Below are 13,227 nucleotides of genomic sequence, written 5' to 3'. Positions count from 1 at the left end.
TTGTATAGAAAGTAAGATTAAGTATAGTTTAATCTTTGGTTATAACTTGCTGGGGATCAATCTAGCCAGCCATTTGTCTAACGCTTGTGCAAACGCATGTTTATCCGTTTGCGAAAAACTATTCGGACCGCCTGTATGTATACCACTACTGCGCATCTCTTCCATAAAATCACGCATAGTCAGAATCTGTTTAATATTTTCAACTGTATACACAGTACCTCGAGGGTTTAATACTAGTGCGCCTTTATCAACCGCATCCGATGCAAGAGGAATGTCCGCTGTAATAACTAAATCCCCTTTCACTACTTGTTCCACAATGTAGTTATCAGCTTCATCAAAACCCGAACTCACTCGTATCATACTAACTAATGGTGATATAGGAACTTTAATCATTTGATTAGCTACTAACACTAATCGTACCGACTTACGCTCAGATGCCCTAAATAGCATTTCTTTAACTGGATTGGGACAAGCATCAGCATCAACCCAGATTTTATTGGTTATCACAGCTAATTGCTCCACTTCATTAACACTCATTAAGGTGCCAACCGATCTATATTCCAATCAGCATCATTTTTAGTGTAAATAAATCGGTCATGTAACCGATGTTCACCACCTTGCCAAAACTCAATACTGGTTGGACGCACCAAATATCCCCCCCAAAATTTCGGTAATGGCACATCACCTTGGGCGAACTTGGCTTTCATTTCGGCAAACTTCCCTTCTAGGGCTTGTCTGGCTGAAATTTTACTGGATTGTTTAGATACCCATGCCGCAATTTGACTGTCTTTGGGTCTGGACATAAAATATTTTGCTACATCTAACATAGACAATGGCTCAGCCTGGCCAAGTACAGCCACTTGGCGCTCAAGTGGATGCCAAGGAAACAATAAACTAATTTTGCTGTTAATAGCTATCTGTTTTGCTTTGCGACTTTCTAAATTAGTAAAAAACACAAAACCGTTATCATCAAATTTTTTGAGTAACACAATACGCTGAAATGGCTGACCATCTTCATCAACCGTCGCCACACACATTGCAGTTGGGTCAGTTAATTCAGCGTCTTTGGCTTGTAGCATCCACTTTTCAAATAAATCCATTGGATTGACGGGTAAATCACTACGCCTCAATCCACCTTGGCTATATTCACGGCGAATATCACTTAAATCACTCATCTTGGTTCCTTATTAAACCTTGTATGACCTATTCTACGCTGAGGATACACAAAAAAGCCAACGTCTACAGGTTGGCTTATTAACTTAATGGCAAAGTTTAAATCACTTTTTAATTAAGCCTTTACCTTCTACCCAAACGTGCAGCATTTCAAGTCCCAGAGTGGCCTCTGCGAATGCAGTAATATTAGCTGAGTTATAAGCTGGGGCAACTTCAACCACATTCATACCCACAATATTCAACCCAGGTCATCCACGAATGATTTTTCATCGTTTTATCACTGGTTGAACCATCATTCGACCACCAGAACAACCTGATGTTGCCATGTCAAAAGGTAAAACAACGACCACAACATCTGCGTCAGATTCTATGGTTTAAAATTAAATTATTGGCGTAAACAGCCAAATGCGTTTGAATAAAGCGAATAATCAGCTTTTTCTGCGCAGGTCGTCATAGACTATCCCAAACATGGTAAATGCCGATAATTACAATAATGTGGGTATTAGTACTTCTAAGCTATCTTGCTGATAATGGCTGAAATGTATGTTGTAGCCTTGTTTAATTGTCATCGCGCAATGGCTTAAACACAAGTAATTTAAAAAGGGCTTATCGGCAATATTACTATTAAAGCCAATAAGGTCGCAGCTGTTAGGCTGCAATAATGTTACCAGTTCAGCAAAAATATTAACCTGAGTTGAGTTCATATCAATGTTAGTTTCAACACTCACATAAGAACTGTTTTCTTGGGGTGTAATGTGTATTGTAAAATATTCAGAACCACGAATACCGTTGATCGAATAACCTAACGGACTGAATAAATGCTGATCAATACTAAAACCATCAAATAATTGGTTCAGCTGTAGCATCTGACTAATCTGAACAATTGATTGTTGATCGCCACGTAAATAGTCCGCTACCGTACCAGAAATATGATACATCAGCAGTTCATTGGTGGTATCGAGCTGGCTGGCTTGATAGTTTTTATCGGTGGTAAAAATATAGTGATGATGGCTATCTAAATGACCCATTCGATAGGCTTGTCCGGCGATAAAATGCCTTAACCTAAGTACATCATCACCAAAAGAACTTGCTTGTAAATGGGCATAATATTCATTTTTGCGTTGATAACACACATACGCAATAGCTTGCTCACCTAAACTTTCAATGCAGTAACAAGCCGATTCGACCAAGGTGCTAGCCCCACAAGTGAGCATGACGATATGATCATCCCATACAAATAAACTCGATTCACTCAGTAAATAAGCATCACAATATTCATTACTTATACTAGATAAAATATCTGCATTTGAGGCAGCAACAAGCTCCAGCCAAAATGCTTGATCTAAAGATCGTAATTTAGGCGCGGATGCAGTAACAATAATCTCTAATTTTTTTTCTGAACCTTCAAAAAACATTTGTAACTACTCAGTACCGATTCTAATTAAAGATGTTTGTATTAAGATGCAATGTAAATACTTACGCTAACTTAGTTCAAGGTAAAAAACCTAGTTTAGTGGTTCAAATGAGCACTTTTCAACGATGAAATAGACATAAGTGATAGCTATCTGAGTCGTTACAAACATCTTAGCAACTTAAAAGCCTAGCAACCTGAGGTCACTAGGCTTTTTTAATCACAAGTTAACATCACTTAGTCGATAAGATTAAAAATCTTCTAAGTAAGTGTAACCCTTAAGACCTAACTGTAACTCTTCTAGGATGCTGGCACGCTCTTCTTCAACAATATGTTGATTCACAAGCTCTTCATATGTGCGCATAAAGTCAACCGCATCTAAGTTTACATAACGTAAAACGTCAGCTACTGTATCGCCTTCTAAAACAGATTCGATCTGGCTTAATCCCCGCTCATCAATACGCACAACCGCAGAGTTGGTATCACCAAACAAGTTATGCATATCGCCCAAAATTTCTTGGTATGCACCCACCATGAAGAAACCAATCAAATATGGGCTGTCTGCGCTCCATGCTGGCACAGGCAAGGTAGTTTCGATGCCTTGACCATCAACATATTGATCAACAATACCGTCAGAGTCACAGGTAATATCTAACATAACCGCACGCCTCTCTGGTGCCTTATCTAAACCCGATAACGGCAACACTGGGAACACTTGATCAATACCCCATGCATCCGGTAATGATTGGAATAATGAGAAGTTAACGAAAAACTTATCGGCTAACTTTTCATTTAATTCATCGATCACTGGGCGATGATAACGGTTATTGTTACTTAATAACCCCTTCACTTCATGGCAAACACGTAAGTTAGTTTGCTCGGCCCAAGCGCGATCCGCTAAACTCAATTGGCCCACGGCAAACAAAGAGTGAGCTTCAGAAATATCACTCTGACTGTCATGATAAATTTCAATGATTGCACGCTGATCAGAACCACTGCAGATTTCTAACCAAGATTGCCACATGTTATGAAGCAATTGTGGTGAGTCTTCATTTGGTTGCTTAATCTCTTCAGGTATATAGGTTTCAGTTCCAATCACATCAGTAATCAACACCGCATGGTGCGCGGTTAAATGACGACCAGATTCTGAAATAATACGAGGCATTGGTTGCTCGTATTCATTACATAAATCCGTTAATACATTGACGATATTGTTGGCATACTCATTCAAGCCATAGTTCATTGAGTTATTGCTTTGGCTTCGGGTACCATCGTAGTCAACCGCTAACCCGCCGCCGACATCGAAACAATCAATGCTGGCACCAAGTTGGCGTAATTCACAGTAAAAACGACCAGCCTCACTCACACCTTGGCGAATGTCGCGGATATTGGCAATTTGCGAACCTAAGTGAAAATGTGATAACTGTAAAGAATCAAGCATATTAACGCTTTTCAGTTCGGCAACCACTTTCAATACTTGTGCAGCAGACAGGCCAAACTTAGACTTTTCGCCACCACTGGCTTGCCACTTACCTTTGCCTTGGAAAGCCAAACGTACACGTAAACCTAAACGTGGTGTGATACCGAGATTTTTAGCTTCAGCTAATACCATTTTTAGTTCTGACATTTTTTCCAGAACGATATAAACCTTATGGCCAAGCTTTTCGCCAATTAATGCTAAGCGAATATATTCTTTATCTTTGTAACCGTTACATACAATTACTGAGCTGGCTTTTTGTGCCATCGCAAGTACAGCCATTAATTCTGGCTTACTGCCAGCTTCAAGTCCTAACTGTTTTACTTCTTTCGATTTTTGGCTGGCTAAAATTTCTTCAACCACCGTTTTTTGTTGGTTTACTTTAATCGGATAAACCAGCAAGTAATCATTTTGATAATCGTACTTCTTAATTGCATCATTAAATGCTTCGCATAAACTTTCCACTCTATGGTGTAAGATTTGCGGGAAACGGACTAATACCGGTAACGAAACACCTGCTTCAACCATACTTTTGGCTAATTCATTTAAGCCAACTTTATGATCTGGATTTTGTGGGTTAGGTGACACTGTCACTTCACCATCTTCACGAATACCATAAAAACCTTGGCTCCAGTGAGTCACGTTATAACCCGAGCGAGCATCTTCGATAGACCAATCAGACATAATTATTTTCCGTATTTGTATCAAAGTTAGCAGCGCCTTAATTGGTGGCGGCTGCTTGTTAAAAATCCAGATAACCCAAAAGGCTACCTTAGAAAAAAATAGTTTATTCAGCATTGTGATTATGACTGAAAAACCTGTGATAGAAAAAACAAAGGCGCAATGTTATTGCCTAATCTCATATAATCTTTTCTATCATCTTTGGCATCTTCTTACATAGAGCATCTTACGCAGATATTCACAAAGCATGCAAATTTGGCTAACTGAACATCAGATTAAGGCAGTAACAAGTATTTTACTGATTAAGCTCATGCTTAGTTCACTTTACAATAGAAAACGAGTCACCGTATCGCCTTTATAAAAACGGCGCAATTAAAACCTGCAATGAGGTGTATTGCAAGCAAATTACCACGTTAATCATCAGAAAAATTCATCTACAATCGTTGTCATAAACATCAACCAAGATGCAGATAACCACAAATGATTTTAGGTAGTGAATAATTGACACAACGCGATCTAAATTTACGTGTATAATTACGTGTTTTTGCTGCGATCATCTTTTCATTTTTAACTAAAGTAGAGTCATTCATGATACAAATCGGTAAACGTTATTCATTGGAAGTCATTAAACAAGTCAATTTTGGGGTTTATCTAAATGCTCAAGAGCTTGGACAAGTCTTGCTTCCTAATAAATTTGTCCCTACCGGATGTAATGTCGGGGATATGGTAGATGTATTTCTTTACCTAGACTCTGAAGACATTGTGATTGCTACCACCCAAAAATCATTAGCCCAAGTAGGTGAATATGCTTATTTAAAAGTGATTGCCACTGGACCATTTGGTGCCTTTTTAGATTGGGGCTTAGACAAAGATTTGTTACTTCCCTTTGGTGAGCAACACAAACCTGCTGAAGAAGGTCATTCATACTTAGTCTATGTTCATGCTAACCATGCCGATGAGCGCATTATGGCCTCTTCTAAACTGGATAAGTTTGTCGACAAAACTGAAGCTCACTATACAGAAGGTGAACAAGTTAACTTGATCATCGGTGGCACCACAGATTTAGGTTATAAAGCCATTATCAATAATGAGCATTGGGGTGTCATTTATGCTAATGAAGTATTTCAAAAACTTCGTTTTGGTCAGAAGGTGACTGGCTATATTAAAACCATCCGCAGTGACGGTAAAATTGATCTTGTGCTTCAAAAAGGCGACAAAGACGAGCTAGACAAAAATGCCCGTTTAATTATTAATAAACTGCGTAGTGCAAATGGTTTTCTGCCACTGCACGATAAAACCGATGCAGATGTTATTTATGACAAACTCGGTATGAGTAAAAAAGCGTTTAAAAAATCAATTGGTGGCTTATTTAAAGCAGGTGAAATTACTATCGAAAGTGACGGTATTCGGTTAACTGTGTGAACAATAATCGATTAACCTTGCTAAACTAGTCCAATCCTTTGAGAAAAAGCATGGCTCTGTTATAAAAGTAATAGAATCATGCTTTTCTATATAAAAGGATACTGTGTATGGAATTAACCCAACTAGAAGCTAGAGTTATCGGTTGCTTACTCGAAAAAGAACTCACTACTCCAGATCAATATCCTCTGTCATTAAATTCACTCACTTTAGCATGTAACCAAAAAAGCAGTCGTGAACCTGTTATGTCACTTAGCGAATCCCAAGTGCAAACAGTGATAGATGACCTTACAAAAAAACGCCTGATCAGTGAGCAATCAGGTTTTGGCAGCCGAGTGGTAAAATATAAACATCGTTTTTGTAATACCGAGTTCAGTGAGTTGCAATTAAACAGTGCTGAAGTTGCATTAATTTGTGTCTTACTGTTGCGTGGACCACAAACACCTGGAGAGCTCAAAACTCGCACTAATCGTCTCCACGACTTCATTGATATGTCACAGGTTGAAACAGCATTACTGGCATTAAGCCAACGAGAAAAACCGTTAGTGGTTCAACTTGCTAGAGAAGCCAATAAACGTGATTGCCGCTTCCTTGAGTGCTTTAGTGGTAACGTTGAAGACTATCAAGTGAACAGCAGTGATGCCATTGTAGTGTCAACTCACACTCAACAAACTTTACAGCAAGATTCTCGGATTGTTGAACTAGAACAAAGAGTTGAATTACTTGAACAGAAACTCGAAAAACTAGAAAGCTTATTAAACTAATTTACGCTTTCCGTTAAACAGGCAAGGAAAACATTATGGATCGTACCGCCCCACCATCGACACTTACTCATATTTGGTTATTAGCCAAATATGAGCTAACCAAACGTTTTACCAATAAAAGCGGTATGGTCGCATTAATTGCTTTCATGTTAATTTGGGCTATTTTACTTATTTATCCAATTAAAAGTGCCTCTGAATTCATCATGCAGCCGAACTTTAAAGACTTTACAGAAGCTCTCTTTGGAACAGGAAGCTTACAGCATCTGTTCGAATGGCCAGTTGCTGAATTTGCGGTATTCTGGCTAGCGGCACTCTACTTGTTTCCAATGTTCAGTATTTTTATCGCCGCAGATCAATTTAGCTCAGATAAACAACGTGGTAGCTTGCGGTTTTTAACCTTAAGAGTAAGTCGTACCAGTTTGTTCTTTGGTCGTTTTTTAGGTCAAATGTTTATCCAACTAATGCTTATTGTTTTAACATTGTTAGCCACCATTGCATTGGCCTTAACCCGTGACATGTCCTTGTTAGTACCTTCAATAACCACCAGTTTATTAGTCATGATTAATCTTGTGATTGTGTTACTACCTTATACTGCAGCCATGGCGGTATTGTCGTTATATGCAAACTCTGCGAGACAGGCGAGTATATTTGCGATTATTTTATGGGCTGTAGTATCGATTGTTATTGCCATAATTAATATGAATTTCCCACAACTAAGCTGGTTAAACTGGATACTCCCAGGTTCACAAATTTCGAGTTTGATCAATACTCAAGGGTTAAGCTCTTTAGCACTTGCCCCCATTCCCTTACTGCAAACTGTGGTTATTTTATTTATTGGTAAAGTATTAATGAGCCGGAGTGCGCTATGAGTATTATTCAATGTGACAACCTTTCTAAACAATATGGCAATAAACTTGCGCTCGACACCGTATCGTTAACTCTTACCGAAGGTGCCCCTATTGCATTAGTGGGCCCAAATGGAGCAGGTAAAACTACGCTATTTAGTTTACTCTGCGGTTATATTCAACCCACCAACGGTAGTATTAGTATTTTAGGCCATAAGCCCGGTAGCAAAGCATTACAAGGGCTATTGTCGGCATTACCACAAGATGCAGCACTAGATCCCAATTTTAGTATTGTGTCGCAACTACAGTTTTTTGCACAATTACAAGGCATGACCGCATCGGCAGCAAAGCAAGAAGCATTAAGAGTTCTCGCGCTTGTCGACCTTAGTGAATCCGCTGAGGCTAAACCTAAAAGTTTAAGTCATGGGATGAGTAAACGAGTCTCTATTGCGCAAGCACTAATAGGTTCACCTAAGATTGTTTTGCTCGATGAACCGACCGCTGGACTTGATCCGGCGAATGCTAAAAAAATTCGTCAAATTGTGAAAGACTTATCTGACCATACAACCTTTGTGATCAGTTCACATAACCTTGATGAACTTGAAAAACTATGTGATCAAGTTGTCTACCTTGAACGTGGTAAGTTGCAGCAATCGGTATCAATTAAAGCAAGTCAAGCGACTGACTTCATCACACTAACAATGAAACAATGTGACATGGACAGCCTCCATCAGCAGTTATTAGGCCTTAATGATATTATTGAAGTAAGGCGCATCGGTGATGAGCAGTATGTTATCGAATACCAAAAACAATCTGGCTTTGCTATTGAAATGCAGTTGTTTGAGCTGTTTACAGCTCACCATTGGCAATATAAAGCATTACTTAAAGGCCGGACATTAGAAGAAACCTTGTTTTCTTAACTCATCATCAAATGTAAAACCACGTATTTGTATTGGTTAAAATAAGTTTGCGTAAAAAGGCCTAACAAAAACGTCATAAGCATCAGTATCTAATGCCATTGTTTATTAATAAGTGAAACTCACCAAATTAATAAACGATGGCATTTTTTGTTTATTACTGACGTATCTTGTCAATATGATTACCCCTTAAACGCCGAAAACTAATACTCAATAAGGCGTCTAAAAAGTGCAATAAAGTGTTCTATCCCTCAGTACCTATAGTAAAAAATAAATACTCTACCCTTAACATCACACTATAGCTCATAGACAAAGTAATCTGAATGACGAGAAGCCTCATAAGCTGACTCAATGCTATGAAATTAACCCAACCCCATTCATACCAGCAAGCTTAATGTTGAACAAGACCTTATTTTATCGGAACATTAAACAAAGGCACTGGAGCTAGGGATGTAAAGGTCTGCCCTGCTTGCTCCCAAAGCAACTGAACTATATTTACCATTTTTGAACGAGGAACTTGAGTGTTTTTGAAACGATCAGTTACCAATGTGCTACAACAATTATTTGGGCGAACGATAAGATGAATAGATTATAAAATGAGGAACAACAAACGATTAGATGATTAGACGATTAGACGATTAGACGATTAGACGATTAGACGATTAGACGATTAGACGATTAGACGATTAGACGATTAGACGATTAGACGATTAGACGATTAGACGATTAGACGATTAGACGATTAGCATGATGACAATACATATTAAAAACACAAAAAAAACTGCAGCAATAAATTGCTACAGTTTTAAATCTTTAACACTTAGCAGAAGCTAAATACTAAACGATTGAAACGTTCTCAGCTTGAGGACCTTTCTGACCTTGAGTCACAGTGAAAGAAACTTTCTGACCTTCGTCAAGAGTTTTAAAACCGTCTGAGTTGATAGCACGGAAGTGAACGAATACGTCTGGACCAGACTCTTGCTCAATAAATCCGAAACCTTTATCAGAGTTAAACCACTTAACAACACCAGTAACTTGAGACATAATATATAAATCCTGTAAAAAAAAATAGTTAAAGCCTTAACGGCAGTAAAGCTGGAAAATGCCGGTATTACTTATGTTTACAGGACGAAACTGATCGTATTGATAAATATAAGCCCAACCTTCAAGCTGAGTAAACTATAAACCATTTTTAGGATAAGTCAACAAACATCCACAAAACAATGGCATTTATTTAGTGACTTGAAAAAATGGTTTATCTTTGAGCATCAAATAGTTATTTATATCAATCATCTGATTGTTTATTGTTCGCGTTGATGAATTTCAATTTTGAAATCTATCTCACACTCGAGTCCTTGCTCTATTATCTGTGCCTTCTGTGAGTCACTTAACTTCCAAGCGTAGGGAGTCATATTAAGAAAGTGATCAATATCTTCCGCACGAGTTAATGTTAATGGATAGGCTAACGCTTGGTGAACTAAGTAAGTAAAACCATCTAACACCATAGGTTCTTGTGGGTGCAATTTAGGTTCACTATAAATTTTTTGTTTTAAAGCATAGTGATGCATCGGTCCAGGAGAAACAGTAATGAGTATTCCACCCGGTTTGATTACACGCTGTAACTCTTCAATTTTAGACGGCGCATAAATACGGATGGCTAAATCAAAACTATCATCAGCGAAAGGCATTTCAAAAGCACTCGCCACACAAAAATGTAATGCTGAGTAGCGCTTAGCCGCATAACGAATTGCAGACTTAGAAATATCAAGTCCATAAAGCTCACAATTGGGTTTTACCACCGACTGTAGCGTTTCGAATAATCGATGGCTGTAATATCCTTCGCCACAACCGATATCGAGTATTTTTTGTGCCTCACTCGTGTACTCAAGCGCTAACTGATTAACTTTATCGCTTAAGGGTTGATAAAAGCCTTGATTAAGAAACTCTCGTCTGGCGAGCATCATTTCTTTGTTATCGCCGGGATCTTTAGTTTTCTTTTTTTGTACAGGCAATAAATTAACGTAACCTTCTTTAGCACAATCAAATTGATGGCGCTGTTCACATTGCCAAGTGTTCTGTTTTTGTACTAATGGGGCGTTACAAATAGGGCAAATATAAGACATGGAGGACTCTAAAGTTACTCAAAATTAAAAATCGTCATCGCATAGTTGATTGACCATATCCGACAAATCTTTAGGGGCTAATAGCTCAAAACAATCTAATTTACGTTGTAGTTGTTCAATATTGTAAAGATGTTCATTCGATGGGCGTCCCAAATTGGGACGTTCCAACGATTGATGATAAGTATGTAACAACCATTGATGCTTATTTTGCAATAAATGATCGAGTTTTAATAGTTCCGTTGACACTCCAGGATGGATTTTACCCGATTCGCCACTAAGATAATCACGTAAATCTCGACGAACTTGTTCTAACTCACTGATATGAACAGCCAGCATGTTAGATGGCTCATCATAGTCAAACTTACGCCCTAATATTGCTTTGGCCATCACGAGTGCTTGAGGCTCGCTCAGTAATCGTAAGTCATTTTCTAGTGTCACTAATTCAAAACGAGCGTCTGCAGGTAAATTAAAATACACATTTTCATCAGCGTGAATATTAATAGTCAAACCTTTCCTGAGCTGTTCAATACACACTCTAGGTGCTATTCCCATTGAAGGGTATAACTTGATCGCTTGCCCTATACACCGTTGCTGTTTACGCGTGTCAACCAATGGCTGCGAATGTTCAAAAATAGATGTTAAGAACGGTTGAAAACGAATAATTAATGTTGCTTGAGTGTGATTAACTTGGCTAACGGCAAACTCAACCAAAGGATTGCCCATCGATGATAATACCAATAAATCACTCACACTGTCGGGTAAGCGAAGTGTCAACACTGTCGGTTGAGTGATTTCAATAACGCACGGTTGAGTATATACATGATGATGCATTGGAAATTCCTTTATTACTTCACCAAACTGTAACGAGTAGAGCGTCATTTGTCATCAATATATAAAGCTATCAAGAAACATTGTATTGATCATTATCTCATTATCATTTTTATGTTGAGAAATGTTAACATGGTTTTAATCGCGAAAAGGATCTTATATTGACTATGACTAACGCAATTCAGCCAACATTATTTTGGCACGATTACGAAACATTTGGGGCAATTCCAAGTAAAGATCGTCCATCACAGTTTGCGGGTATTCGAACCGATCTTGAACTTAATATTCTCGGCGAACCTGAAACCTTTTATTGCAAACTCGCACCCGACTACTTACCGTCTCCTGAAGCTATTTTAATTACAGGTATTACCCCGCAACTGGCTAATCTTAAAGGCGTGCCAGAGGCTGAGTTCATGAAACGTATCAATACGTTATTCAGCCAACCCAATACCTGCGTAGTCGGCTATAACTCATTACGTTTTGATGATGAAGTGAGTCGTTACGGCTTTTACCGTAATTTTATTGATCCATACGCTCGAGAATGGCAAAACGGTAATTCACGTTGGGATATTATCGATTTGGTTAGAGCTTGTTATGCATTTCGTCCAGACGGGATTAATTGGCCATTAAAAGAAGATGGTTCACCCAGTTTTAAATTGGAATTATTGACCCAAGCGAATGGTTTAAGTCATGAAAAAGCCCATGATGCGATGTCAGATGTATATGCAACCATTGCTATGGCTAAATTGATAAAGCAAAAACAACCCAAACTATACGAATACTATTTCAATTTAAGACGTAAACAAGCGGTTGCGGACCATATTGATGTATTAAAAATGCAACCCTTGGTTCATGTCAGCTCAAAAATTAGTGCATTACAAGGTTGTACTACGTTAATCGCGCCTGTTGCATACCATCCGACTAATAAAAACGCGGTTATTTGCGTTAATTTGGCCATGGATATCTCGCCATTGTTGGAATTGTCAGCTCAAGAAATAAGCGACCGCATGTACACGTCTCGTCAAAACTTAGCCGAAAACGAGCTTGCTATTCCATTAAAACAAATCCATCTCAATAAATGTCCATTCATTGGTTCGCCAAAATTACTTGACGACGAAGTGGCTGTAAAATTACAGTTTGATAAAGCATTTGCGCGTGAACAATATAAACGCTTAAAAAACCATCCCGAATTGCGTGAAAAGCTTAACCAAGTGTTTGAACTTGAATCAGATCGTAAACCCATTACGGATCCAGATTTAATGCTTTATAGCGGGGGATTTTTCAGCCATGCCGATAAAGCTAAAATGGATATAATTTGCCACACGGCACCACACAATTTAGCGGCATTAGCATTACAATTCGATGATCCGCGGATCAATGAAATGTTGTTTCGTTTCCGGGCTCGTAACTACCCAGAAACATTAAGCGACAATGAGGCACGCAAATGGCGTGAATTCTGCCAACAACGATTATCAGATCCCGATTATGTGATAAAACTCGAGAACTTGGTCGAAGAAACCAGCGAGAATGAACATAAACAAAAGCTATTAAAAGCCCTATATCAATACTTACAGTCATTATAGTGAACT

The 13,227-nt window shown here is 38.5% G+C and carries 13 protein-coding genes; 5 read left to right on the top strand and 8 right to left on the bottom strand.

Annotated features, from left to right (window positions below; genetic code table 11):
• Window positions 1–39: 39 nt before the first annotated feature.
• The 5 genes from ABIS04_RS08015 to speA form a co-directional block, all read right to left on the bottom strand.
• Window positions 40–537 (bottom strand): YaiI/YqxD family protein, encoded by a 498-nt coding sequence (locus ABIS04_RS08015; protein ID WP_137227285.1) that lies wholly within the window; start codon window positions 535–537, stop codon window positions 40–42.
• The gene (gene pdxH, locus ABIS04_RS08010) at window positions 537–1,175 is read right to left on the bottom strand and encodes a pyridoxamine 5'-phosphate oxidase (RefSeq protein WP_140233997.1); all 639 of its coding nucleotides are present in this window, start codon (window positions 1,173–1,175) and stop codon (window positions 537–539) included. Before pdxH ends, ABIS04_RS08015 begins: the two co-directional genes overlap by 1 nt.
• A 102-nt stretch (window positions 1,176–1,277) precedes the next feature.
• Window positions 1,278–1,406 (bottom strand): hypothetical protein, encoded by a 129-nt coding sequence (locus tag ABIS04_RS08005; protein WP_254693798.1) that lies wholly within the window; start codon window positions 1,404–1,406, stop codon window positions 1,278–1,280.
• Between the two features lie 252 nt (window positions 1,407–1,658).
• Entirely contained in the window at window positions 1,659–2,588 is a 930-nt protein-coding gene (locus tag ABIS04_RS08000) for an adenosylmethionine decarboxylase (RefSeq protein ID WP_350433114.1), read from the bottom strand.
• Between the two features lie 246 nt (window positions 2,589–2,834).
• The gene (gene speA, locus ABIS04_RS07995) at window positions 2,835–4,745 is read right to left on the bottom strand and encodes a biosynthetic arginine decarboxylase (protein WP_137221078.1); all 1,911 of its coding nucleotides are present in this window, start codon (window positions 4,743–4,745) and stop codon (window positions 2,835–2,837) included.
• Between the two features lie 585 nt (window positions 4,746–5,330).
• Here speA and ABIS04_RS07990 point away from each other — a divergent pair.
• The 4 genes from ABIS04_RS07990 (at window position 5,331) to ABIS04_RS07975 (ending at window position 8,690) form a co-directional block, all read left to right on the top strand.
• Window positions 5,331–6,164, top strand: coding sequence for a S1 RNA-binding domain-containing protein (locus tag ABIS04_RS07990; RefSeq protein ID WP_140233995.1), 834 nt, complete (start codon window positions 5,331–5,333; stop codon window positions 6,162–6,164).
• Window positions 6,165–6,271: 107 nt separating this feature from the next.
• A complete protein-coding gene (locus ABIS04_RS07985) occupies window positions 6,272–6,925 on the top strand; it encodes a YceH family protein (protein WP_137221082.1) in 654 nt (217 codons plus the stop codon).
• 35 nt (window positions 6,926–6,960) lie between these two features.
• Entirely contained in the window at window positions 6,961–7,794 is an 834-nt protein-coding gene (locus ABIS04_RS07980; RefSeq protein ID WP_137221085.1) for an ABC transporter permease, read from the top strand.
• Complete coding sequence (locus tag ABIS04_RS07975; protein WP_137221086.1) at window positions 7,791–8,690, top strand: ABC transporter ATP-binding protein; 900 nt, start codon at window positions 7,791–7,793, stop codon at window positions 8,688–8,690. Before ABIS04_RS07980 ends, ABIS04_RS07975 begins: the two co-directional genes overlap by 4 nt.
• An 834-nt stretch (window positions 8,691–9,524) precedes the next feature.
• Here the strand turns inward: ABIS04_RS07975 and ABIS04_RS07970 are convergent.
• The 3 genes from ABIS04_RS07970 to ABIS04_RS07960 form a co-directional block, all read right to left on the bottom strand.
• Window positions 9,525–9,731 (bottom strand): cold-shock protein, encoded by a 207-nt coding sequence (locus ABIS04_RS07970; RefSeq protein WP_011637160.1) that lies wholly within the window; start codon window positions 9,729–9,731, stop codon window positions 9,525–9,527.
• A gap of 257 nt (window positions 9,732–9,988) precedes the next feature.
• Window positions 9,989–10,810 (bottom strand): 23S rRNA (guanine(745)-N(1))-methyltransferase, encoded by an 822-nt coding sequence (gene rlmA, locus ABIS04_RS07965; protein ID WP_350433113.1) that lies wholly within the window; start codon window positions 10,808–10,810, stop codon window positions 9,989–9,991.
• A 24-nt stretch (window positions 10,811–10,834) separates the two neighbouring features.
• Window positions 10,835–11,641 carry a hypothetical protein gene (locus ABIS04_RS07960; RefSeq protein WP_350433112.1) on the bottom strand — a complete coding sequence of 269 codons (807 nt, stop codon included), beginning with the start codon at window positions 11,639–11,641 and terminating at the stop codon, window positions 10,835–10,837.
• 164 nt (window positions 11,642–11,805) lie between these two features.
• Between ABIS04_RS07960 and sbcB the strand changes: the two genes are divergently transcribed.
• A complete protein-coding gene (gene sbcB / locus ABIS04_RS07955) occupies window positions 11,806–13,221 on the top strand; it encodes an exodeoxyribonuclease I (protein ID WP_137221092.1) in 1,416 nt (471 codons plus the stop codon).
• Window positions 13,222–13,227: the final 6 nt, after the last annotated feature.

The sequence above is a fragment of the Shewanella sp. H8 genome (genome assembly GCF_040285065.1).
Classification (GTDB): domain Bacteria; phylum Pseudomonadota; class Gammaproteobacteria; order Enterobacterales; family Shewanellaceae; genus Shewanella; species Shewanella polaris.
Note: the sequence above shows the minus strand (reverse complement) of the source record. Positions and strands in the feature narration are given on the sequence as shown.

Coding starts and splice junctions, on each gene's coding strand:
- ABIS04_RS07990 (WP_140233995.1), top strand. CDS start 5,331: ATGATACAAATCGGTAAACGTTATTCATTGGAAGTCATTAAACAAGTC.
- pdxH (WP_140233997.1), bottom strand. CDS start 1,175: ATGAGTGATTTAAGTGATATTCGCCGTGAATATAGCCAAGGTGGATTG.
- ABIS04_RS08000 (WP_350433114.1), bottom strand. CDS start 2,588: ATGTTTTTTGAAGGTTCAGAAAAAAAATTAGAGATTATTGTTACTGCA.
- ABIS04_RS07985 (WP_137221082.1), top strand. CDS start 6,272: ATGGAATTAACCCAACTAGAAGCTAGAGTTATCGGTTGCTTACTCGAA.
- ABIS04_RS07975 (WP_137221086.1), top strand. CDS start 7,791: ATGAGTATTATTCAATGTGACAACCTTTCTAAACAATATGGCAATAAA.
- rlmA (WP_350433113.1), bottom strand. CDS start 10,810: ATGTCTTATATTTGCCCTATTTGTAACGCCCCATTAGTACAAAAACAG.
- ABIS04_RS07960 (WP_350433112.1), bottom strand. CDS start 11,641: ATGCATCATCATGTATATACTCAACCGTGCGTTATTGAAATCACTCAA.
- ABIS04_RS07980 (WP_137221085.1), top strand. CDS start 6,961: ATGGATCGTACCGCCCCACCATCGACACTTACTCATATTTGGTTATTA.
- sbcB (WP_137221092.1), top strand. CDS start 11,806: ATGACTAACGCAATTCAGCCAACATTATTTTGGCACGATTACGAAACA.
- ABIS04_RS08015 (WP_137227285.1), bottom strand. CDS start 537: ATGAGTGTTAATGAAGTGGAGCAATTAGCTGTGATAACCAATAAAATC.
- ABIS04_RS07970 (WP_011637160.1), bottom strand. CDS start 9,731: ATGTCTCAAGTTACTGGTGTTGTTAAGTGGTTTAACTCTGATAAAGGT.
- speA (WP_137221078.1), bottom strand. CDS start 4,745: ATGTCTGATTGGTCTATCGAAGATGCTCGCTCGGGTTATAACGTGACT.